This is a genomic window from Mycolicibacterium monacense, from assembly GCF_010731575.1.
Taxonomy (GTDB): domain Bacteria; phylum Actinomycetota; class Actinomycetes; order Mycobacteriales; family Mycobacteriaceae; genus Mycobacterium; species Mycobacterium monacense.
The window spans coordinates 719,403-740,236 of record NZ_AP022617.1 but is presented as its reverse complement, the minus strand read 5'-3'; the positions used below and the strand labels follow the sequence as shown (position 1 = coordinate 740,236).

The following is a 20,834-nucleotide window of genomic DNA, read 5'->3' as shown; positions in this document are numbered from 1 at the left end:
TAACCTGCCGAGCGTATCGGAGGGCTACGGGCTCGCTGGAATCACCCAAGGGGTACTCCCTTTTTGTCGGTCTGAAACGGCCCGAATCGGTGCGAATCCGACGGGCCGGTGGCCGGCAACCCGCGAGGTGTGAAACTTGCCCTGGCTGGGTTCTAGCAGCACGTTACCACATGGTAGGCAGCCCTAAACGGGGCCTACTACTTTTCGTCGTACACGCTCTCCGCTGCCACTTCTCGGCGCCGGACCAGTGGAACGAGGGTCACCACGACGGCCACCGCGGTCGCGCCGAGCATGACCATTCCGGTGTGCCGGGGATCGAAGAATATGGTGCTCGCCGCACCGAGGGCGACGATGCCGACCCACATGTAGATCAGCAGCACCACGCGGCGGTGGGAGTGGCCGATCTCCAGCAACCGGTGGTGCAGATGCATCTTGTCGGGGCTGAACGGGCTGAGGCCCGCGCGGGTGCGCCGGATGATCGCCAGCAACATGTCCAGCGCCGGGACGAACATGACGGCGACGACCAGCAGGAAGGGCGACAGCAACGCGAACACGTCGCGGGCGCCGTACGCCGTCTGGGAAATGGGCCCGGCCGCCGTGGTCGAGGCCGCGGCCAGCATGAGGCCGATCAGCATCGACCCCGAGTCCCCCATGAAGATCCTGGCCTTGTGGAAGTTGTGCGGCAGAAAGCCAAGACAGGCCCCGGCGAGCACCACCGAGATGACCGCGGGCGGGTAGAACAGCACATCGCCGCCGTGATCACGCAACAGCCCGACGGAGAACAGGCAGATGGCCAGCGCCGTGATCAACCCCAGCCCGGCCGCGAGTCCGTCGAGTCCGTCGACGAAGTTCATCGCGTTCACGATCGCCACCGTGAGCGCCAGCGTCAGCAGGATCGAGGCGACCTGGTCGAGCACGATGGTGCCGACGCCGCCGATGGGGATGTACAGCACGCTCCACGCCACCCCCATGGTGACCATCACGCTGGCCGCGGTGAGCTGGCCGGCGAACTTGGTGAGCGCGTCGAGTCCCCACCGGTCGTCGATCAGCCCGATCGCCATGATGAGCCCGCCGGCGACCACGACCGCGGGCATACCGGTGGAGTAGACGAAACCGCGGGTGAGCGCGGGCAGTTGGGAGGCCAGCAGTACCGCCGCGGCGACGCCGACGTACATCGCCAGCCCGCCCATCCGCGGAGTGGGCTCCACATGCACGTCGCGCTCACGCGGGTAGGCCACCGCACCCAGCCGCGTGGCGAGGACACGGACCCACCCGGTGGCGAAGTAGGTGATGATCGCGGCCGTCAGGCCGACGAGGACGAGCTCGCGCAGCGGCACGCCCGCGCCGCGATCGGAGAGCGCAAGGTACTCGACCATCACCGCGAAACGTTACTGCACGCAGCTGTGGTCACTGCGTGAGCAGGCTTTCGGTGTTGACCCCGAGGACCTCGGCGACGGCCTCGGCGGTGACGGGCCCGGTGCGCAGGATGCGTGGGTGGGCGCCGCTGAGGTCGACGATCGTCGACGCCGCCTGCTGTTCGGACGGACCGGCGTCGAGATAGACGTCGACCAGGTCGCCGAGCTGCTCGCGCGCGTCGGCCGCCGACACCGCGGCGGGCCGGCCGGAGATGTTGGCGCTCGACACGGCCATCGGGCCGACCTCGCGCAGCAGCTCGATTGCGACCGGGTGCAGCGGCATCCGCAGCATCACCGTGCCGTGCGCATCGCCGAGATCCCAGGGCAGCGAGGGCGCCTGCCGCACCACCAGGCTCAGCGCGCCCGGCCAGAACGCGCGGATCAGTTCCCGCGCGGTGTGCGGCACCGTGTAGACGAGGCCCTCGATGGTGTGCCACGAGCCGACCAGCACCGGCACCGGCATGTCCCGGCCGCGGCCCTTGGCGGCCAGCAGTGCGGCGACGGCCTCGTTGTTGAACGCGTCGGCGCCGATGCCGTAGACGGTGTCGGTGGGCAACACCACCAGCCCGCCGTCTTTGAGCGCGCTGACGGCGGCCGCGATACCGGTCGCCCGGTTGTCGGGGTCGGTGCAGTCGAACAGTTGGGTCATCGCGCCTCCGGGGTGGCAGTGGTGGCCGGTCGACGCCGGGCGGTGACGAAGCGCGGGCGGCCGGTCAGGTCGGTGTGGGTGGTCACGCCGTCGAAAACAGCGTCCCCGAGAGCAGCGTCCTCGAAAACAGTGCCGGTGCGGCGGAAGGCCGCCGCCGTGAGTTCCGAGGTGGTGTCGTCGTGTTCGACCGCGACGCGGCCGCCGGACCGCAGCCAGCGCTGCGCGAGGCCGACGATCGCGTCGATCACCACCATGCCGTCGGGTCCGCCGAACAGCGCCTGGGGCGGATCGTGTTCGGCGACCTCGGGGTCGAGGGCGGCCCCCTCGGGGATGTAGGGCGGGTTGGCGACGACGAGGTCGACGGCACCGTCGAGGTCCGGGCGCAGGTCGGCCGCGGTGACGTCGGCGTCGAGCAGTTCCACGTCGCTGCCTGCGAGGTTGCGGCGGGCGTAGCCGAGCGCGTCGGCGGAGTTCTCGACGGCGATCACCCGCGCCTTCGGCAACGCGGTCGCGATCGCCAACGCCAGCGCTCCCGAGCCGGTGCACAGGTCGACGATCAGCGGCTCGTCCGGAAGTGCCTGGCGGACAACCCATTCGAAGAGCGCCTCGGTCTCCGGGCGCGGGATGAAGACCCCCGGACCGACGCTGACCTGCACCGGCCCGAACGCCGCCGTGCCGGTGAGGTGCTGCAGCGGGATGCGCTTCGCGCGGGCCGACACGAGGTCGGCGAAGCGGATGCCGAAGTCCGGCGGGAGGTCGGCGAACATCAGTCGCCCGCGGTCGGTGCCCGCCGCGTGCGCGGCCAGCAGTTCCGCGTCCACCCGAGCCGAGGCGACCCCGGCCGCGGCCAGCACCGCCGCGGCCTCGTCGATGACCTGGCGCAGCGATGACGCCGGCGCCCGGGTCATGAGCTCTGCAGTCGCGCCTGTTTGTCGGCGGCCGCCAGCGCGTCGAACAGCGGGTCGAGATCGCCGTCGAGCACCTGGTCGAGGTTGTGCGCCTTGAAGTTGATGCGGTGGTCGGCGATCCGGTTCTCCGGGAAGTTGTACGTACGGATCCGCTCGCTGCGGTCGACGGTGCGGATCTGGCTGGCGCGGTCGGCCGACGCATCGGCCGAGGCCTGCTCCTCGGCGAGCGACTGCAACCGGGCGGCGAGCACCTGCATGGCACGCGCCTTGTTCTGCAGCTGAGAGCGTTCGTTCTGGCAGGTGACGACGATGCCGGTCGGCAGGTGGGTGATCCGCACGGCCGAGTCGGTGGTGTTGACGCCCTGACCGCCCTTACCCGAGGACCGGTAGACGTCGATGCGCAGGTCGGACTCGTCGATCTGGACCTGTTCGACCTCTTCGGGTTCGGGGTAGACGAGCACGCCGGCCGCCGACGTGTGGACGCGGCCCTGCGATTCGGTGACCGGCACCCGTTGCACGCGGTGCACGCCGCCTTCGAACTTCAGCCGCGACCACACCCCGTCGGCCGAGTCGCCCTTGCTGCGGATCGAGAGCGTTGCGTCCTTGTATCCACCGAGGTCGGACGTCGTCTCGTCGAGGATCGTGACCGACCAGCCGTGCCGTTCGGCGTACCGGATGTACATCCGCGCGAGGTCGGCGGCGAACAGGGCCGACTCCTCGCCGCCCTCCCCCGACTTCACCTCGAGCACGATGTCGTCGGCGTCGTGCGGATCACGCGGCGCCAGCAGATCCGACAGCTGGGTCTCGAGTTGGTCGACGGTGGCCTCGAGTTCGGGCACCTCGGCGGCGAACGACGCATCGTCGGCGCCGAGCTCACGGGCCGCCTCGAGGTCACCGCGGGCGGCTTCGAGTTTTCGGTACGTGGCGACGATCGGCGCCAGCTGCGCGAACCGGCGACCGGCCTTGCGCGCCTTGCCGGCGTCGGCGTGCAGCGCGGGGTCGGCGAGCTGACGCTCCAGGTCGGCGTGCTCGGCGAGCAACGCGTCAATCGCTGTGGTGGGAGCACTCATGGCGACCTCCTTCCCCGAAGACTTCCCCGAACGCAAACCGACGCCCGGCCTGCGCGCGAGGCGGCAGAGCGGGCGTCGGAGTGGTAGCTACTTGTCGGCAGAGTCCGTGTTGGCAGCCTTGTTGGCGCCACGCTTGCCGTAGCGCTTCTCGAAGCGCGCGACGCGGCCGCCGCTGTCGAGGATCTTCTGCTTGCCGGTGTAGAACGGGTGGCACTGCGAGCAGACCTCGACGACGATGTTGCCGGTCTTCTTGGTGCTGCGTGTGGTGAACGTGTTGCCACAGCCGCACTGGACCGTGGTCTCGACGTAGTCAGGGTGAATACCCGTCTTCATTGGTGTCCTCTTCGATCGTGGGCCGCCGGGTCGCCCGCTCATGACCTGCGCTGAGGTGGGCGTGAACCGGAACCGAGGGTGTGACTAGCGGTCAATTATGCCAGGTCAACCGCCAACAGCCTAAACGCGCGGCAGCACGGGGCTATTCCGGCCGGACAGAGCCAGCACGATGTCGCGGATCGGGGCGCTGACCAGGCGGCCCTGCCCCACTGAGAAGTCGGCGTCGGTCGCCTCGAGCTGCACCCCGGTGAACCGTCGGCGCGCGTGGAACGGGAAGCCCATCGTCCAGAGCCGTCGGGCGGCCACGACGGCGGGCGCCGGCGGCATCTCCCGGTCGACGCCGAGTGGGATGGCGATGTCCTGGCCGTGCACCAGCACGTCGGTCAGCGGGTCGGCGACCGCGGTGCCGGGCGGCCTGCGCCGGACCCCGGCCATGCCGCGCAGCGCCGCGATGATCTCGTCGGGTCCGCGCGGGTCTTCCCGTGCCACCCGCGACACCATGGTGTTGAACCGGAAACCCGACCGCACGGCCTCGAGCACCATCCGCGGCCAGGCCGTCGTCGACTGGGTGAGGTGGACGGCGACGTCGCGCACCGACCAGTCCGGGCACAGCGACGGGGTGGCCCATTGCTCGGGTGTCAGCGTGTCGAGAAAGTCGGCGAGGTCGGCGCGTTGTGCGTCGATGTGGGTCCAGATCTCGGCGTCGTCCACGACCCCTCCTATAGTCAGCTTCCCTGACTAAATTAGTCAGGGAAGCGTACTAAAGTCAATGGGGTGGCTGAGACCCCGAGCGTCGCGATGCTGATGTTCGTCGCACACCGTGCCGCGGAGACGCGGATCCATGAGGCGTTGCGCGCGGCGGGATTCGACGACCTCACGCTGGCCCAGAGCAGGTTCGGCCAACGGCTGCGTCCCGACGGCATCCGCCTCACCGACCTGGCCGAGGAGGCCCGGGTGACGAAGCAGACCGCCGGCGCGCTGGTCGACGAACTCGAACGCGCCGGTTACGTCGTCCGCAGGCCGGATCCCACCGACGCGCGGGCCCGACTGGTGATGCTCAGCGACCGGGGACAGAAGCTGTGCGCCGCCGCCGCGGCCGAACTCGCCGAGGTCGAACGGGAGTGGCGGGCGCACCTGGGCGCGGAGACGTTCGACCGGTTGCGCGATGCGATGGTGTCGCTGCGCGAGATCACCGACCCGTACCGCTGAGCACCCGATACGAGGTCCGGTCGCGGATCCAGATGTGGCGTCCGCGCGGATCGGTGCCCATGGCGACCAGTTCGCGTTTGAGGATCTTGTTGGTCGCGGTGCTCGGCAGATCGCCGGCGATCCACACGTACCGCGGCCAGCCCTTCGTCGAGAGATCGCGCTGGGCGGCCAGGAACTCCTCGAACTCCTCCGGCGTCAGTTTCGCGTCGTCCTGCAGCACGACGGCCGCCATCACCTGGTCGCCGACGTGTTCGTCGGGCACCGGGTAGACGGCTACCCGGTTGATCGCGGGCAGGCGCAACAGGATCCGCTCGATCGGCGCCGCGGTGAGGTTCTCCCCGTCGACACGCATCCAGTCACCCGTGCGGCCGGCCAGGTATATCCATCCGTCGGCGTCGCGGTAGGCGAGGTCACCGGACCAGTACATGCCGTGGCGCATCCGGTCGCCGGTGGCGTTCGGATCGTTGTAGTAGCCGCGGAACAGTCCGCCGCCGGCGGTGTTGACCAGCTCCCCCACCGCCGTGTCGGCGTTGAGCAACGCCCCGTTCTCGTCGAAGCGGGCGACCTCGCATTCGCGGACCGTGTCGGGGTCGTAGATCGCCACACCCGGGAAACCCTTGCCGATCGATCCGTGTGGGCAGTCGTCGGGCCGGGTGATGATGACCGCGGTCTCGGTCGACCCGAAGCCGTCCCAGACCGTGCAGCCGAACCGTCGGCCGAACGCCTCGATGTCACGGTCGGCTGCTTCGTTGCCGAATGCGATGCGCAGCGGGTTGTCGTGATCGTCGGGCTTCTCGGTGGTCGCCAGGATGTAGGCCAGCGGTTTGCCCACGTAGTTCATGTAGGTGGCGCCGTACCGGCGGATGTCGGACAGGAAACGTGACGCCGAGAACGTCGCCGGGGCCATCGCCGCGCCGGCGCCGACCGCGACGCTCCACCCCGCGTAGACGGCGTTGGAGTGGAACAGCGGCATGGCCAGGTAGCAGACGTCGGCCTCGGTGAGCCCGTAGCGCTCCACCAGCGCGCCACCGGCGAACAGCACCATCGCATGGGGCACCTGGACGGCCTTGGGTTCACCGCTGGTGCCCGAGGTGAAGATCATCATGAAGGTGTCGTCGGGACCCACCTCGCGATGCGGGGTGAGCTCCGGCGCATCGGCCATGCGCTGGGCCCAGTCATCGGTGGAGACGTCGAAGACGGTGACGCCGGGCAGGTCCAGCCCGTCGATCAACGCCCGGTGCTCCGGGTTGACCAGCAGGATCTGACAGTCCACCCGCGCGACGTCGCGGGCGAGCGCCTCGCCCCGACGGGTGGTGTTGACACCGCACAGCACATAGCCGCCGAGCGCGGCGGCGGCCAGCGCGGTGAGCATGTCGGGGCTGTTGCCCAGCAGCACACCGACGTGCAGGGGGCGGGCCGGATCGGCGGCGGCGATGACGGCGGCAGCCTGCCGGGACGCCTCGGCGAGGTGTTCGCGCCAGGTCCAGCTGCGGTCGCCGTAGCGGACCGCGATCGCGTCGGAGTCGGCGCGCTCGCGCAGCAATCCCTGGAGAGTGTCCGGCACGGATCCACCTCGTTCGTTCAGTGAACAGATCTCTGAATCTGTCTACCATGTTCGCCCGGCGCTCCGGACCGGCGCGCCTGTTGGCAGAATGCACTCGTCGCGGTTGTCCGCGCGGCGAAATGCTCGAAGGGGGACCGAAGCCCGGTGACGGCCATGACGCCCGCGCAGTCCGTGCGTGACCGCTTGATGGATGCGGCGGAATCCTGCTTGCGCGCCAAGGGGATTCGGGCCACGACAGTGTCGGAGGTCGCGGAGGTCGCCGGGGTGTCCCGCGGCTGGCTCTACCGGCACTTCCCCGACAAGGTGTCCCTGCTCGGCGCGGCGATCGTGCGGCTCAACGAGGCCTACTGGTCCGAGGCGCACGCCGTTCTCGAGCCCATCGACGGGCTGGCCGAGCAGATCGTGGCGGGCATCCGGCACGGACGGCTGGCCTACGACGACCCCGGTGCCCTGCTGATGAAGCTGCGCCTCGAAGAACCCGAGGAGTTCGCGGCCTGCGCAGGCGCCGGCGTGCAGGGGCTGGTCCCCGACCTCGCCGCCTTCTGGAGCCGCTACCTGCTGGCCGCCCGCGAGCGGGGTGAGATCCATCCGGCCACCGATATCGCCGAGGCGTCGGAGTGGGTGGCGCGTTCGGTGATCTCGCTGGCGACGGTGCCGGGCAACACGCTCGATCCCGCCGACCCGGCGGCCCTGCTCACCCACATCCGCAGGTATGTGATGCCGGGGTTGACGGCCGATCCCGCGGTCTGACCGCGAAAAAGGCCCCCACCTCGACGGCGGGGGCCCTCCTCGTAGCACGGATCAGTCGTTGTCCACCGACCCCGGTGTGTTCTTCGAGACCTGCACCAGGAACTCGTAGTTCGTCTTGGTCTTGCGCAGCTGACTCATCAGCAGGTCGATGGCCTGATGGCTGTCGAGACCCGACAGCACCCGGCGCAGCTTGTGCACGATCGCGAACTCGTCGGGGCCGAGCAGCAGCTCGTCCTTACGGGTGCCCGACGGGTTCACGTCGACCGCGGGGAACACCCGGCGTTCGGCGATCTTGCGATCGAGCTTGAGCTCGGCGTTACCGGTGCCCTTGAACTCCTCGAAGATGACCGTGTCACCGGTCGAACCGGTCTCCACCATCGCGGTCGCGACGATGGTCAGTGAGCCGCCCTCTTCGATGTTGCGTGCGGCACCCAGGAAGCGCTTCGGCGGGTACAACGCGGTCGAGTCCACACCACCGGACAGGATGCGGCCCGAGGCCGGCGAGGCGTTGTTGTAGGCCCGGCCTAGGCGGGTGATCGAGTCGAGGAGCACCACGACGTCCTTGCCCTGCTCCACCAGGCGCTTGGCGCGCTCGATGGCCAGTTCGGCGACCGTGGTGTGGTCGGACGGCGGCCGGTCGAAGGTCGAGGCGATGACCTCACCCTTGACCGAGCGCTGCATGTCGGTGACCTCTTCCGGACGCTCGTCGACGAGCACCACCATCAGGTGGCATTCCGGGTTGTTGCGGGTGATCGCGTTGGCGATGTCCTGCATGATCGTGGTCTTACCGGCCTTCGGCGGCGACACGATCAGCGCGCGCTGCCCCTTGCCGATCGGCATGATCAGGTCGATGACGCGGGTGGTCAGCTTGTCCGGAGAGGTCTCCAGACGCAGCCGCTGATTGGGGTACAGCGGGGTCAGCTTGCCGAATTCGGGACGCTTCCTCGCATCCTCGACCGGCCCGCCGTTGACGCTGTCGAGACGCACCAGCGGATTGAACTTCTGGCGCTGGTTCTGACCGCCGCCTTCGCCCTCCTTGGGCACCTTGACCGCACCGGTGACGGCGTCGCCGCGGCGCAGCCCGTTCTTGCGCACCATGTTCATCGACACGTAGACGTCGTTCGGACCGGGCAGGTAGCCCGAGGTGCGGACGAACGCGTAGTTGTCGAGGACGTCGAGGATGCCGGCGACGGGCTGGACGACGTCGTCCTCGCGGATCTCGGTGTCGCCACCGCCGCCGCCCTCGCCACCGCGCTCACCACGGCGCCGGCGGTCGCGGAACCGGCGGCCGCGGCGGCCACCCCGGCCGTCGCCGTCGTCGTCGCCATCGGCGCTGTTGTTGCTGTTGTTGCTGTTGTTTCGGTTGCCCTGGCCCTGCTGCTGGTCACTGTCGGACCGGTCGTCGGACCTGGTGTCGGACTGATCGCCCCGCGGACGATCGGACCGGCGCTGATCGCCCCTGGACTGCTCGCCCTTCGGCTGGTCTCCCTTGGGCTGCTCGCCGTCGGGCTGCTGCGCCGCGGGCTTCTCGGCCTTGGTGCGGTCGTTCCTGGGCCGCTCGGTCTTGGGCTCCGCAGCGGCCTCTTCGGCCGGTGCATCAGCCTTCACCTCGGGGGCCTTCACCTCGGGGGCCTTGGCCTCGGGGGCCTCTGGAGCCTTGGCCTCGGCGGCGCCGGCCTGACGGGATGCGCTGCGACGCTCACGGCGCGGGGGCGTCTGCGGTGCGGCGGCGCTCTCCGCATTGGCGGCACCGCCGTCGCCGCGGCGTTCGCGGATCGCGGCGATCAGTTCGCTCTTGCGCATGCCGGAGGCGCCTTCGACGCCGATCTGGCGCGCCAGGGCGCGCAGTTCCGGCAGGACCATCGAGGTCAGCGAGGCGGCACGGTCACCCGACGCCACATCGGCGGTCGGGGCGGACTCCGCGGTCGTCGTGGTGACGGCCGGGCCCTCCGACGCCGTGGAAGTTTCGGTGTTCACGACGTTCGGCAACTCTGTTCGCTCAGCGCTGTCGGCCGTGAAGAGGTCCGTATCGGTCACGGATTTCCTTTCTTTCCCTCGCTGATTGCGTTGGCGCGAGGGCTCAAAATGTCCTCGGCGTTCAGCCGATCCGCCGAACGCGAAGGTTCCACCGTCGCCTGTGCAACGGTGATCGCCGGGATTCGCCGCCATGGGGCGAACCGTCGGTCCACGAGTGAAACACGGGAAAGATGAGGATCGTCCTAGTGTCGGCGCAGGCAGAGACGCTGCAATTGCTGGACGAAAGCGAGAATAACCCGCTTACGTGTCGGAAGCAAGAAACCTCCGCAACCCGAGTGACGCGTGTCAACCCTCAGCGGCCGGCGGCCACGCCGGTTGACCAGCGCACACCGTCCCCCACCGCCATCTCGGCGATGGTGAACCCGTTCGCGATGCCGAACTCGACCGCCTCGGCGGGCAGCTCCGGCTCGGTGCTCAGTGCGATCACCGCAGGTCCGGCACCGGACAACACCGCTGCCACACCACAACCTCGAAGCACGCGCAGAAATTCCGCCGACGCCGGCATCGCCGCCGCCCGCTGCGGTTGGTGCAGGACGTCCTCGGTGGCGGCCATCAGCAGGTCGGGGCGCTCGGTCAGCGCCACCACCAGCAGCGCCGCCCGACTGAGGTTGAACCGCGCATCGGTGTGGCTGACCGTGTCGGGCAGCAACACCCGGGTCTCGGCGGTGGAGGACCGCTGCTGTGGGATGGCCGGGAAGAGGTGGATGTCAGGATGCACCCGCAACGGTGCGGCCGCGTAGCGCGCCTGGGCACCCGCACCGTCGGTCCAGGTGACGACCGCCCCGCCCAGCACGGCGGCCGCGGCGTTGTCGGGGTGACCCTCGAACGCCGACGACAGCTGGATCAGCTGCTCCACCGTGAGTGGCGTCCAATCAGTTTGGGAGACAAGGCCATTGGCGGCAGCAAGTCCGCCGACGACGGCCGCTGCCGAGGAACCCAGCCCCCGGGAGTGCGGAATGTCGTTGCGGCACCGCACCACGAGTCCCGGCGCGACGCATCCGGTCGCGCGCAGACCGGCTTCGATCGCCCGCACCACCAGGTGCGACGAGTCCAGCGTGACCTGACCGGCACCCTCCCCCTCGACGGTGACGGTCAAGCCGGAATCGACTGTCTCCACGACGATTTCGTCGTAGAGGCTGAGCGCAAGGCCGAGGCTGTCGAAGCCGGGGCCGAGGTTGGCGCTCGACGCCGCGACCATGGCCGTCGCCGTCAGACCGGCGGGGAGAGTCTGGGTCACCGACACGTCCCGTCAGACCAGACCGAGTTCGGCCGCCACCGCCACCGGATCCACGGCGAGCGGTGTGACGGTGGGCATTCCCTTGAGCGCGGTGTCGGGATCCTTGAGTCCGTTGCCGGTGACGGTGCACACCACGGTCGATCCCTTGGCCACCCAGCCGTCCTCGACGGACTTGAGCAGCCCGGCGATGCTGGCCGCCGAGGCCGGTTCGACGAAGACTCCTTCGGTGCGCGCGACCAGGTGGTACGCCGCCAGGATCTCCTCGTCGGTCGCCGCCAGGAAGCGGCCGTCCGACTGCTGCTGGGCTTCGACCGCCGACGCCCACGACGCGGGGGCGCCGATGCGGATCGCGGTGGCGATCGTCTCCGGGTTCTTCACGGGCTCACCGGTCACCAGCGGCGCGGCCCCCGCCGCCTGGGTGCCCAGCATCCGGGGCAACCGGTCGGACAGGCCGTCGCGGTGGTACTCGCTGTAGCCCTTCCAGTAGGCGGTGATGTTGCCCGCGTTGCCGACCGGCAGAGCGTGGATGTCGGGCGCGGCGCCCAGGACGTCGACGATCTCGAACGCGGCGGTCTTCTGACCCTCGATGCGGTAGGGGTTGACCGAGTTGACCAGTGCGACGGTCGGGAAGTCGGCGGTCAGCTTGCGGGCGAGTTCGAGGCAGTCGTCGAAGTTCCCGTCGATCTGAATGATCTTGGCGCCGTGCATGACCGCCTGGGCCAGCTTGCCCATCGCGATCTTGCCCTGCGGGATCAGCACCGCACACGTGATGCCGGCGCGGGCCGCATACGCCGCTGCCGAGGCGGAGGTGTTGCCCGTCGATGCGCACAGCACCGCCTGCTTACCGCTGGCCGCCGACTCGGTGACCGCGACCGTCATCCCGCGGTCCTTGAACGAACCGGTCGGGTTGAGCCCCTCGACCTTCAGATGCACTGTGCAGCCGGTGAATTCGCTCAACCGCTTGGCGTGTATCAGCGGCGTGCCACCCTCGAGCAGGGTGACCGGCGTCCAGTCGTCGCCGACGGGAAGCCGGTCGCGGTAGGCCTCGATCAGGCCCGGCCAGCGCCGGTGCACCGCGTTCACGGGCGTGCTCATTCGCTTGTTCCTTCCATGCGCAGCACGCTGTTGACGCTCTGCACGACGTCGAGTTCGGCCAGGGCCGAGACGGTTTCGGACAACGCCGCATCGGTCGCACGGTGGGTGACGACGACGATGCGCGCACCGCAGGGCTGTCCGCCCTCGTCGACCACACCCTCCTGGCGCACCTCGGCGATGCTGACCTCATGCCTGGCGAATTCGGCTGCGACCGTGGACAACACGCCAGGACGGTCGGCGACGTTCATGTTGACGTAGTACCGCGTGGGGATGAACCCGATCGGCGACACCGGCAGCTTGGCGTACTTCGACTCCCGCGGTCCGCGCCCGCCCTGGACGCGGTTGCGCGCGGCCATCACGAGATCGCCCATGACCGCCGATGCGGTCGGCGCGCCACCGGCGCCCTGGCCGTAGAACATCAAGCGGCCGGCAGCCTCGGCCTCGACCACCACGGCGTTGAACGCGCCGTTGACCGATGCCAGCGGGTGGTCGAGCGGAACCAGCGCCGGGTAGACCCGGGCCGAGACGCGCTGTTGGCCGTCGTCGGTGGTCAGCCGCTCACAGATGGCGAGCAACTTGATGGTGCACCCGAGCGAGCGGGCGGATTCGAAGTCCTCGGCGGTGACCTTGGTGATGCCTTCGCGGTAGACGTCGTCGGCCGTCACCCGCGTGTGGAACGCGATGGACGCCAGGATCGCGGCCTTGGCCGCGGCGTCGAAACCCTCCACGTCGGCGGTCGGATCCGCCTCCGCGTAGCCGAGCGCACTGGCATCGGCCAGCGCACTGTCGTAGTCGGCGCCGGTGTCGTTCATCGCCGACAGGATGTAATTCGTTGTGCCGTTGACGATCCCGGCCACCCGCAGCACCGTGTCGCCGGCCAGCGACTGGGTCAGCGGGCGGATCACCGGGATGGCACCGGCCACCGCGGCCTCGAAGTACAGGTCGACCCGGGCGGCCTCGGCGGCCTGCGCCAGCTCACCGGTCGACTGGGCCATCAGCGCCTTGTTCGCGGTCACGACCGACTTGCCCTGTTCGAGCGCGGAGAGGATCGCCTTGCGGGCCGGTTCGACCGGACCCATCACCTCGACGACGATGTCGACGTCCTCGCGCGAGACCAGTTCTTCGATGTTGTCGGTGAGCATGTCGACGGGCACCCCGCGGTCGCCGGCCACCCGGCGCACCCCAACCCCGCGCAGTACGAGGGGGGCGCCGACACGCGCCGCCAGGTCGGTCGCGCTCTGCTCGATGATGCGGACCACTTCACTGCCCACATTGCCGAGGCCCAGGACGGCTACGCCCACCGGTGTGTCGCCTACCGATTTGTCACTGTTCATTGACCACTCACTTCCAGACTCAACAGATCGTCGACCGTCTCGCGGCGCAGGATCAGGCGCGCGTGCCCGTCGCGCACCGCCACCACCGCGGGGCGGCCGATCAGGTTGTAACGGCTCGACATCGAATAGCAGTAGGCGCCGGTCGCGGCCACCCCGAGCAGATCGCCCGGTGCCACATCACCGGAGAGCCAGGCGTCCCGGACCACGATGTCGCCGCTCTCGCAGTGCTTTCCGACCACGCGGCTCAGTGCGGGGTCGGCGTCGCTGACCCGGGAGACCAACCGGACGTCGTATTCGGCGCCGTAGAGCGAGGTGCGGATGTTGTCGCTCATCCCGCCGTCGACGCTGACGTAGCGGCGGTACCTGTCCGACGCCACGGCCACGTCCTTGACGGTGCCGACCTCGTAGAGCGTGATCGTGCCCGGTCCGGCGATCGCCCGGCCCGGCTCGACCACGAGTTTCGGGGTGGGCAGCCCGACGGCTGCCGACTCCTCGCGCACGATGGCGCTCAGCTTGGCGGCGAGGTCGGCGACCGGCGGCGGATCGTCCTGCGGCAGATAGGAGATGCCGAGGCCACCACCGAGGTCGACGGTGGACATCTGGGCGGTCTTGTCCACCCCGAATTCGGCGACGACATCGCGCAGCAGGCCGATCACGCGGTGCGCGGCGAGCTCGAACCCCGCGACGTCGAAGATCTGCGAGCCGATGTGGCTGTGCAGGCCGACCAACCGCAGGTTGTCGGTCTCGAACACGCGGCGCACGGCGGCCATCGCGGCCCCGCTGGCCAGCGAGAGCCCGAACTTCTGGTCCTCGTGCGCGGTCGAGATGAACTCGTGCGTATGGGCTTCGACGCCGACGGTCACCCGCACCAGCACGTCCTGGACCACGCCCGCCGCGGCGGCGATCTCGTCGAGGCGTTCGATCTCGATCATCGAGTCGACCACCACGTGGCCCACGCCGGACTTCACGGCCAGCGCCAGTTCGTCCGGCGACTTGTTGTTGCCGTGCAACGCGATCCGCTCGGCCGGGAAGCCGGCGTGCAACGCGACCGCGAGTTCTCCGCCACTGGCGACGTCGAGGGCGAGCCCCTCCTCGTCGATCCAGCGCGCCACCTCGGTGCACAGGAAAGCCTTTGCGGCGTAGCGCACGTACTCGCCGCCACCGAACGCGGCGGAGATCTCCCGGCAGCGCGAGCGGAAGTCGGCCTCGTCGATGATGAAAACCGGCGTGCCGAACTGGGCCGCGATGTCGGTGACGGGCACCCCGGCGATCGACACGACACCGTCGGCGCCGCGAACGGCGTTGCGCGGCCACACATTCGGGGCGATCCGCAGGACCTCGTCGGGTCCGGCGGGACGCGGTGGCGCGCCGCCGTGGTGGATCTCCTCGGCGTGCCGGGGGCCGGCGGGGTGGGCGTTCACATCCGCTCCGGGGCGCTCACGCCGAGGATCGCCAGACCGTTGGCGATCACCTGACGGGTGGCCTGACACAGCGCCAGGCGGGCCTGATGAAGGCTGCCCGGAGCCTCATCGCCCTGCGGCAGCACGCGGCAGGAGTCGTAGAACCGGTGGTAGTCACCGGCGAGGTCCTCGAGGTAGCGGCACACCCGGTGCGGTTCGCGCAGCGCGGCCGCCGACTCCAGCACCCGCGGGAACTCGCCGAGGTTGCGGATCAGCGTGCCCTCTTTGTCGTGGGTGAGCAGGTCGAGGCGCGCGGTGTCGGCGACGACGCCGAGGTCGGCCGCGTTGCGGGCCAGCGCCGACAGCCTTGCGTGGGCGTACTGCACGTAGTAGACCGGGTTCTCGTTGGACGCCGAGGACCACAGCGCCAGGTCGATGTCGATCGGGGTGTCCACCGAGGAGCGGATCAACGAGTACCGCGCGGCGTCGACGCCGATCGCCTCGACCAGATCGTCGAGGGTGATCACGGTCCCGGCCCGCTTGCTCATCCGCACCGGTTGACCGTCGCGCACCAGGTTGACCATCTGGCCGATCATCACCTCGACGGTGTCCGGATCGTCGCCGAGCGCCGCCGCGGCGGCCTTGAGCCGGGCGATGTAGCCGTGGTGATCGGCGCCGAGCATGTAGATGCACAGGTCGAATCCGCGCTGCCGTTTGTCCAGGAAGTAGGCGAGGTCACCGGCGATGTAGGCGGGGGCGCCGTCGCTCTTGATGACGACGCGATCCTTGTCGTCCCCGAAGTCGGTGGTGCGCAGCCAGGTGGCGCCGTCCTTCTCGTAGATCGCGCCGTTCTCCCGCAGCCGGGCGATCGCCTCCTCGACCCGTCCGCTGGTGTGCATCGAGTCTTCGTGGGTGAACACGTCGAAGTCCGTGCCGAAGTCGTGCAGCGAGATCTTGATGTGGTCGAACATCAGGTCGACGCCGATGGCGCGGAAGGTCTCCCGCATCTCGCCGTCGGGCAGTTCGAGCGCACCCGGATCCTTGGCGAGGACCTGCGCCGCGATATCGCCGATGTAGCTGCCTGCGTACCCGTCCTCGGGGGTGGGCTCCCCCTTGGCCGCGGCGATCAGCGAGCTGACGAACCGGTCGATCTGCGCGCCGTGGTCGTTGAAGTAGTACTCCCGCACCACCGCGGCGCCCTGGGTGGCCAGCAGCCGGCCCAGCGCATCGCCGACGGCGGCCCACCGGGTGCCGCCGATGTGGATGGGGCCGGTGGGGTTGGCCGAGACGAATTCGAGGTTGATGTTGCGCTCGGCCAGCGCGGCGGAGTGTCCGTAACGCTCGGCACTCGTGATGATGTCGCCGACGATCACGTTCTGGGCCGCCGCCTCGATGCGCAGGTTGACGAAACCCGGGCCGGCCACCTCGGCCGAGGCGATGCCCGCGGCGGCCGTCAGCGCCTCGGCGAGCCATCCCGCCAGTTCGCGCGGGTTCACGCCGACCTTCTTGCCGACTTGCAACGCCAGGTTGGTGGCGTAATCGCCGTGCTCCGGATTGCGGGGACGCTCCACCGTGACCGTCGCGGGCAGCGCGGCCGTGTCGAGGTCGCGCTCGGTCAACACAGCGGTGGCGGTGGTCCTGAGCAAGTCGGCGAGGTCGGCGGGTGTCACGGGGGTCCATCCTATGGTCTGGGGTGGTCAGTGCCCGAATCCATTCCTCGGGCCGTGATGCGTTACGCTGTGCACGCCCAATGGCGCGGTACGTCTGAACGCGCCCCCGTAGCTCAGGGGATAGAGCGTCTGCCTCCGGAGCAGAAGGCCGCAGGTTCGAATCCTGCCGGGGGCACCAGGTCAGACCCTATTTTTGACTGCGGCGTGCGATATACGTGCAAGATAAGCGTTCAGACGACCGTTGTCCCTGGCGGGAGCCGGACACGCGACGTGACCAGGTTGACGGTGCGCTGCCAGTCATCATGTTGCCGCCAGGCTTAAACGTCGGCGAACGGGCGGCGAGCCGTCGGGCGTTACCCCTAATATTGCTCGGACTGGCAGAGTTTGGGCCAGCGGCGCAGTGAACAGGGGGGTGGATAGTGGCCCGAGCACCCATTGATCCGTCCGCCCTGACGTGGGCGCGCGAGACCAGCCGTGTGACGGTGGACGACCTTGCTCGCGCCATGAACGTCAAACCGTCCCGAGTCATCGAGTTCGAGTCCGGCGACGCGGAACCGACCTTCCGGCAGCTAACCCTCATGGCAGGGAAGCTCGACCGACCATTGGGTTTCTTCTTCGCGCCGCCGCCCGCTGCATCTGATGTGCCGGACACCGCAGACTTCCGAGGGCGGTCCGACGGAAGTCTTCCGCCGGACCTGGCGAAGGAGATGCGCCGGGCGGAGCAACACCGAGATGCGATGCTCGAACTTGGCGGCCGTCCCGAGCGCCGCGTGGAGGTCGGACCCGTCACCTGGGAAACCATCGCTGAGCGCGCATCTGATCTGCGGGGGAAATTCGGCCTCACCGACACATTCGTACCCCCTGAATCCTCCAACAATCAGGTGTTCAGTTTCTGGCGCGGACTACTCGAAGACAACGGAATTCTCGTTCTTCAGACGACGAAAATACCACTCGAAACCTTCCGAGGGCTGTCCGTTCATCATGATGAATTGCCCGTGGTGATTGTTAACGGGGGTGATAGCCCAGCCGGGCGCACATTCACCCTATTTCATGAGGTCGCACACCTAATCAACAGAACTAGCGGGCTGTGTGCGCTACGGGAGACCGTGAACGAGGAGGCGCTCGCCAACAATTTCTCCGCTGCTTTCCTTATGCCGGAGACTGCGGTGCGAATGAACATTCTGGATGACGTGGAACCTGGCAAGGTTGCCGACCACCTGGCGCGGCATTTCAAGGTGAGTGCGTTAGCGGCGGCAGTTCGGCTGCGCAGGCTTGGGTTCATCTCCGACAGCGATCTCGATGGCATCAGAGCGGCGAGCGAAGAACAGTGGGAGCAGGCTCGACAAGCGCAGAAACAGGGCACGGGGTTCGTGCCGCCTTGGCGACTCCGCTATCGCGATCTGGGGCCGAGTTACATCGGCACGATTGCGCGCGCTCTCGAAGATCGCCGGGTCGATCTGGTGGATGCGACCTACCTGCTCAACGCACGTCTGCCGATGGTTGAGCAGATGCTCGATGAGTATTACCGAACCGGCGGCGCTGAATGAAATTCACGCTCGACACGAATATCCTCATCGGTTTGCAACGGAACTATCCGCGAGATATTTTTCCAGGACTTTGGGAGAGCATCGAGGCGTCAGTCTCATCGCAGGATAGCTGTGTATGCGAGGCGGTTCTCCGTGAGATAAAGCGCGGCGGCGACGATCTCCATAAGTGGGCGAAGGACCTACCGGGGTTCGTCTGTGCGGTCTCCGGTGCTGAGTTGACGACGGTTGCAGAAATTGCCCGTGCCCATCCTGGGTGGGTGCAGGGCCAACTCAACGAGGCTGATCCGTTCGTTGTTGCTCACGCAAAGGCGGAGCGGTCAGTCATCGTCACCGAGGAGAGCCGCAAAGGTCCGAACACGGACGACAAGAATCAGAAGATTCCGAATATCGCCGATGAGCACTCAGTTGCAACGATGAAGTTCTTCGACTACGTGCGGACGAATGGCTGGGCGTTCGCCCGCACATAATGCGCACCCTCGGACTCCCGGATAAGACTCAGCCGACTAGGCGACCTCGGTGAACGTCGGCACCCACCCACCGCATTCGTCGCAGCCGCGAAGGCGGACCACCGTCACGTCGCCCCGCGCGTAGGCCACCGCGTCCTGATTCGACACATGGCGTAGTGCGCGCTGAGCCTCGATGTCGGTCAACGGTTCTGGGCAGCATCGGGCGCAGTAGCAACCGGCGGGCTCCGCGGCGGTCGCGGGATGGGTTAAGTCGGTGCGCAGCTTCGCCCGGCCCGCCCTGGCCAGTCCCCCGCCGCCGGACGGGCCGACGGTGCGCGCGGTGGCAATGCAGCCTGTCATCGCCCACCGATCTGGCGCGTCATCCACTGCGGCGGCGGTGGCACCTTGCCCTCCCGCGCGCGGCGGGCGACGTCCATGGGGCTGACGATTCTGATGGGTTCGGTGATGGCGTGGGCCAGTACGTCGTAGGCCACCACCGCCGCCGCCACCCGGTCAGGCTGGTGCTGCCCGGCTTCCCACGTCACGGCCTGCGCCTCGAAGTCCGGCAGGAACCCCGCCACCCGTGCGCGTCCGGTTTCCAGCGCGGCGAGCAGGCCGGTGGAACGGGCCACAGCGTCGCCCTTGCCCCGGTCGGTGCCCTTGGGTGGCCACCCGGTGACGCGGATGGGCCGGTCCACGCGGAACCGGGCCAGCACCTCGGTGACGAGCCGGGTGTAGGTGGCCCGCGCCGCAAACGCCTCCACCGCGATCTCTGACGCACCCACGTCTGCGGCGAGTTGCACGGCGCGCACCGCCCAGGCGTCCGATGTCATCCGGGCCGACACGTCGGCGATGAGCGCCACCACCCCGTCGGCGGTCAGCGCGGCGGCGATGATGCCGGTCTCGTCGCCCTCGCCGGAGTCGGCGGGGTCCACGCCGACGACGATCTTGACCGTCCCCGGCGGGGCGGCGGGCAACCGCCACGTGTCGATCCACGCCGCCTTAATCAGCCCGCCCTCGGGCGTCGTGGGGGTGCCCAAATACATTGCGGCCCATGCCCGCGACCCGACCTCGGACTTGATCTCGCGGAACTGCTCGGCGGTGCGCCCCACCGCGCTGGTCATAGCCACGCCGCTGCGTTCGCGGCCCAGCGCGTCGGGCACCCCGGCGGTGCTGATGGCCGGGATGTTCACACACCGCCACCGGCTGCCGGGTTCGGCGAGCAGCGACCCGGCGAGGTCGTCGGGGTGCCACCGCGTGAGCACGACGATGGCCGACGCGCCGGGCATCAGCCGGGTCATCAGGCTGGCCTTGAACTCGGCGGTGAGCCGCCGCCGGTAGGCGTCCGAGTCGGCCTCCTGCGCACCCTTCACCGGGTCATCGACCAGCAGCACCGACGCGCCGAACCCGGTGGTGCTGGACAGGATTCCGCCCGCCAACATGCCGCCCCGGTGTCCGGCCACCCGCCACCGACCGACAGCCTGCTTGTCCGCCGCCAACTCGATGCCGACGACGGCGGGGTTCTCGGCGATCAGCCGTCGGGCGGCGGCGCTGTGCTCCTCGGCCAGGGCGTCGCCGTAGGACTTCACGATGACCTCGGCGTCGGGGTCGCGCGACAGCAGCCACACCGGGAGCACCTGCGAGGTGAGCACCGACTTGCCGGTCCTGGGCGGCATGGTCACGATCAGCCGGGCGTCCGGCATCTCCACCGCGCGCACCAGTTCGTCGGACAGCAGCTTGATGGCCGGGGTGACCACGTAGCCGGGAATGAGCCGCCGGGCCAATTCCGCCGGGGTCGCGGGCCGCCGCCGTTGGCGCGCTGACGCGATGGCACGGGCGGCGGTCATCGACACGATGGGGTCGCGTCGGCGGTCGGTCGTCGCGGTCACGCGGCCCTCCGTTGCTTGGGATTGAAACCGGCACACTCGGCGGTCCACAGGTCGGCCCGCCGCCACTGGTGCCCGCAGCCGTCGCACACGTAGTCGCACACCAACCCTCTGCCGCCGCGCCAGGTGACGGCATCCGGCTCGGTTTGGGTGGCCAGGCGCACGCAGCGGTCGGCGTGATGACCCGCCGGGTTGCACCGGGGGCAGTAGTCCGGCAGCCAGAAGTCGTGGAACGGGTCAACTGACGGGGTGGCGGTGGGGGTTGTCACGGTGGGCTCCTCGGG

Annotated in this window: 20 protein-coding genes and 1 tRNA gene; 5 read left to right on the top strand and 16 right to left on the bottom strand. The window is 68.9% G+C overall.

Features of this window, described 5'->3' with window-relative positions:
- Positions 1–197 precede the first annotated feature (197 nt).
- The 6 genes from G6N49_RS03620 to G6N49_RS03595 all read right to left on the bottom strand — a co-directional run bounded on the left by G6N49_RS03620 (position 198) and on the right by G6N49_RS03595 (position 5,086).
- Positions 198–1,376 carry a glycosyltransferase family 4 protein gene (locus G6N49_RS03620; protein WP_049771623.1) on the bottom strand — a complete coding sequence of 393 codons (1,179 nt, stop codon included), beginning with the start codon at positions 1,374–1,376 and terminating at the stop codon, positions 198–200.
- Between the two features lie 31 nt (positions 1,377–1,407).
- Positions 1,408–2,064: an L-threonylcarbamoyladenylate synthase gene (locus tag G6N49_RS03615; protein ID WP_011561265.1), complete on the bottom strand. Its 657-nt coding sequence runs from the start codon at positions 2,062–2,064 to the stop codon at positions 1,408–1,410.
- Positions 2,061–2,972: a peptide chain release factor N(5)-glutamine methyltransferase gene (gene prmC, locus G6N49_RS03610; RefSeq protein WP_059090010.1), complete on the bottom strand. Its 912-nt coding sequence runs from the start codon at positions 2,970–2,972 to the stop codon at positions 2,061–2,063. The genes G6N49_RS03615 and prmC overlap by 4 nt, the downstream gene beginning before the upstream one ends.
- Complete coding sequence (prfA, locus tag G6N49_RS03605) at positions 2,969–4,042, bottom strand: peptide chain release factor 1 (RefSeq protein WP_011561267.1); 1,074 nt, start codon at positions 4,040–4,042, stop codon at positions 2,969–2,971. The genes prmC and prfA overlap by 4 nt, the downstream gene beginning before the upstream one ends.
- 87 nt (positions 4,043–4,129) lie before the next feature.
- Positions 4,130–4,375, bottom strand: coding sequence for a 50S ribosomal protein L31 (gene rpmE / locus G6N49_RS03600; RefSeq protein ID WP_011561268.1), 246 nt, complete (start codon positions 4,373–4,375; stop codon positions 4,130–4,132).
- Between the two features lie 120 nt (positions 4,376–4,495).
- A complete protein-coding gene (locus G6N49_RS03595; RefSeq protein WP_083045388.1) occupies positions 4,496–5,086 on the bottom strand; it encodes a maleylpyruvate isomerase family mycothiol-dependent enzyme in 591 nt (196 codons plus the stop codon).
- A gap of 63 nt (positions 5,087–5,149) precedes the next feature.
- Here G6N49_RS03595 and G6N49_RS03590 point away from each other — a divergent pair, with 63 nt between their 5' ends.
- Positions 5,150–5,584: a MarR family winged helix-turn-helix transcriptional regulator gene (locus G6N49_RS03590; protein ID WP_011561270.1), complete on the top strand. Its 435-nt coding sequence runs from the start codon at positions 5,150–5,152 to the stop codon at positions 5,582–5,584.
- On the opposite strand, the gene fadD1 is transcribed toward G6N49_RS03590, so the two are convergent.
- Positions 5,565–7,148 carry a fatty-acid--CoA ligase FadD1 gene (gene fadD1, locus G6N49_RS03585; RefSeq protein ID WP_083045389.1) on the bottom strand — a complete coding sequence of 528 codons (1,584 nt, stop codon included), beginning with the start codon at positions 7,146–7,148 and terminating at the stop codon, positions 5,565–5,567. The two genes, G6N49_RS03590 and fadD1, sit on opposite strands and share 20 nt — an antisense overlap.
- Before the next feature lie 153 nt (positions 7,149–7,301).
- Between fadD1 and G6N49_RS03580 the strand changes: the two genes are divergently transcribed.
- Positions 7,302–7,898: a TetR/AcrR family transcriptional regulator gene (locus G6N49_RS03580; protein ID WP_011561272.1), complete on the top strand. Its 597-nt coding sequence runs from the start codon at positions 7,302–7,304 to the stop codon at positions 7,896–7,898.
- Between the two features lie 51 nt (positions 7,899–7,949).
- Here G6N49_RS03580 and rho read toward each other — a convergent pair whose 3' ends face one another.
- From rho to argS, 6 genes are all read right to left on the bottom strand, one after another.
- Positions 7,950–9,935 (bottom strand): transcription termination factor Rho, encoded by a 1,986-nt coding sequence (gene rho / locus G6N49_RS03575; protein ID WP_083045390.1) that lies wholly within the window; start codon positions 9,933–9,935, stop codon positions 7,950–7,952.
- Between the two features lie 292 nt (positions 9,936–10,227).
- Entirely contained in the window at positions 10,228–11,172 is a 945-nt protein-coding gene (gene thrB / locus G6N49_RS03570) for a homoserine kinase (RefSeq protein WP_083045399.1), read from the bottom strand.
- Positions 11,173–11,184: 12 nt separating this feature from the next.
- The gene (gene thrC / locus G6N49_RS03565) at positions 11,185–12,267 is read right to left on the bottom strand and encodes a threonine synthase (protein WP_011856336.1); all 1,083 of its coding nucleotides are present in this window, start codon (positions 12,265–12,267) and stop codon (positions 11,185–11,187) included.
- A complete protein-coding gene (locus tag G6N49_RS03560; RefSeq protein WP_011856337.1) occupies positions 12,264–13,601 on the bottom strand; it encodes a homoserine dehydrogenase in 1,338 nt (445 codons plus the stop codon). The genes thrC and G6N49_RS03560 overlap by 4 nt, the downstream gene beginning before the upstream one ends.
- The gene (gene lysA, locus G6N49_RS03555) at positions 13,598–15,022 is read right to left on the bottom strand and encodes a diaminopimelate decarboxylase (RefSeq protein WP_011856338.1); all 1,425 of its coding nucleotides are present in this window, start codon (positions 15,020–15,022) and stop codon (positions 13,598–13,600) included. The genes G6N49_RS03560 and lysA overlap by 4 nt, the downstream gene beginning before the upstream one ends.
- Positions 15,019–16,671, bottom strand: a complete 1,653-nt coding sequence (gene argS, locus G6N49_RS03550; RefSeq protein ID WP_011856339.1) for an arginine--tRNA ligase — start codon at positions 16,669–16,671, stop codon at positions 15,019–15,021. Before argS ends, lysA begins: the two co-directional genes overlap by 4 nt.
- A gap of 102 nt (positions 16,672–16,773) precedes the next feature.
- Between argS and G6N49_RS03545 the strand changes: the two genes are divergently transcribed.
- The 3 genes from G6N49_RS03545 to G6N49_RS03535 all read left to right on the top strand — a co-directional run bounded on the left by G6N49_RS03545 (position 16,774) and on the right by G6N49_RS03535 (position 18,685).
- A tRNA-Arg gene (locus G6N49_RS03545) sits at positions 16,774–16,849 on the top strand.
- A gap of 241 nt (positions 16,850–17,090) precedes the next feature.
- A complete protein-coding gene (locus G6N49_RS03540; protein WP_011856340.1) occupies positions 17,091–18,218 on the top strand; it encodes an XRE family transcriptional regulator in 1,128 nt (375 codons plus the stop codon).
- Positions 18,215–18,685: a DUF4411 family protein gene (locus G6N49_RS03535; RefSeq protein WP_011856341.1), complete on the top strand. Its 471-nt coding sequence runs from the start codon at positions 18,215–18,217 to the stop codon at positions 18,683–18,685. The genes G6N49_RS03540 and G6N49_RS03535 overlap by 4 nt, the downstream gene beginning before the upstream one ends.
- Positions 18,686–18,721: 36 nt before the next feature.
- On the opposite strand, the gene G6N49_RS03530 is transcribed toward G6N49_RS03535, so the two are convergent.
- Genes G6N49_RS03530 through G6N49_RS03520 form a run of 3 tightly spaced genes read right to left on the bottom strand, consistent with a single transcriptional unit; the run spans position 18,722 to position 20,819 of the window.
- The gene (locus G6N49_RS03530) at positions 18,722–19,024 is read right to left on the bottom strand and encodes a hypothetical protein (RefSeq protein ID WP_011856342.1); all 303 of its coding nucleotides are present in this window, start codon (positions 19,022–19,024) and stop codon (positions 18,722–18,724) included.
- On the bottom strand, positions 19,021–20,511 hold the full coding sequence (locus G6N49_RS03525; protein WP_011856343.1) for a terminase large subunit domain-containing protein: 1,491 nt from the start codon (positions 20,509–20,511) through the stop codon (positions 19,021–19,023). The genes G6N49_RS03530 and G6N49_RS03525 overlap by 4 nt, the downstream gene beginning before the upstream one ends.
- 38 nt (positions 20,512–20,549) lie before the next feature.
- The gene (locus tag G6N49_RS03520; protein ID WP_011856344.1) at positions 20,550–20,819 is read right to left on the bottom strand and encodes a hypothetical protein; all 270 of its coding nucleotides are present in this window, start codon (positions 20,817–20,819) and stop codon (positions 20,550–20,552) included.
- Positions 20,820–20,834: the final 15 nt, after the last annotated feature.

Bases quoted from the DNA above. Each gene is read 5' to 3' on its own strand.
- G6N49_RS03615 (WP_011561265.1), bottom strand. From the start codon at position 2,064: ATGACCCAACTGTTCGACTGCACCGACCCCGACAACCGGGCGACCGGT.
- G6N49_RS03560 (WP_011856337.1), bottom strand. From the start codon at position 13,601: ATGAACAGTGACAAATCGGTAGGCGACACACCGGTGGGCGTAGCCGTC.
- G6N49_RS03580 (WP_011561272.1), top strand. From the start codon at position 7,302: ATGACGCCCGCGCAGTCCGTGCGTGACCGCTTGATGGATGCGGCGGAA.
- G6N49_RS03535 (WP_011856341.1), top strand. From the start codon at position 18,215: ATGAAATTCACGCTCGACACGAATATCCTCATCGGTTTGCAACGGAAC.
- prmC (WP_059090010.1), bottom strand. From the start codon at position 2,972: ATGACCCGGGCGCCGGCGTCATCGCTGCGCCAGGTCATCGACGAGGCC.
- G6N49_RS03525 (WP_011856343.1), bottom strand. From the start codon at position 20,511: ATGACCGCCGCCCGTGCCATCGCGTCAGCGCGCCAACGGCGGCGGCCC.
- prfA (WP_011561267.1), bottom strand. From the start codon at position 4,042: ATGAGTGCTCCCACCACAGCGATTGACGCGTTGCTCGCCGAGCACGCC.
- rpmE (WP_011561268.1), bottom strand. From the start codon at position 4,375: ATGAAGACGGGTATTCACCCTGACTACGTCGAGACCACGGTCCAGTGC.
- G6N49_RS03620 (WP_049771623.1), bottom strand. From the start codon at position 1,376: ATGGTCGAGTACCTTGCGCTCTCCGATCGCGGCGCGGGCGTGCCGCTG.
- thrC (WP_011856336.1), bottom strand. From the start codon at position 12,267: ATGAGCACGCCCGTGAACGCGGTGCACCGGCGCTGGCCGGGCCTGATC.
- G6N49_RS03530 (WP_011856342.1), bottom strand. From the start codon at position 19,024: ATGACAGGCTGCATTGCCACCGCGCGCACCGTCGGCCCGTCCGGCGGC.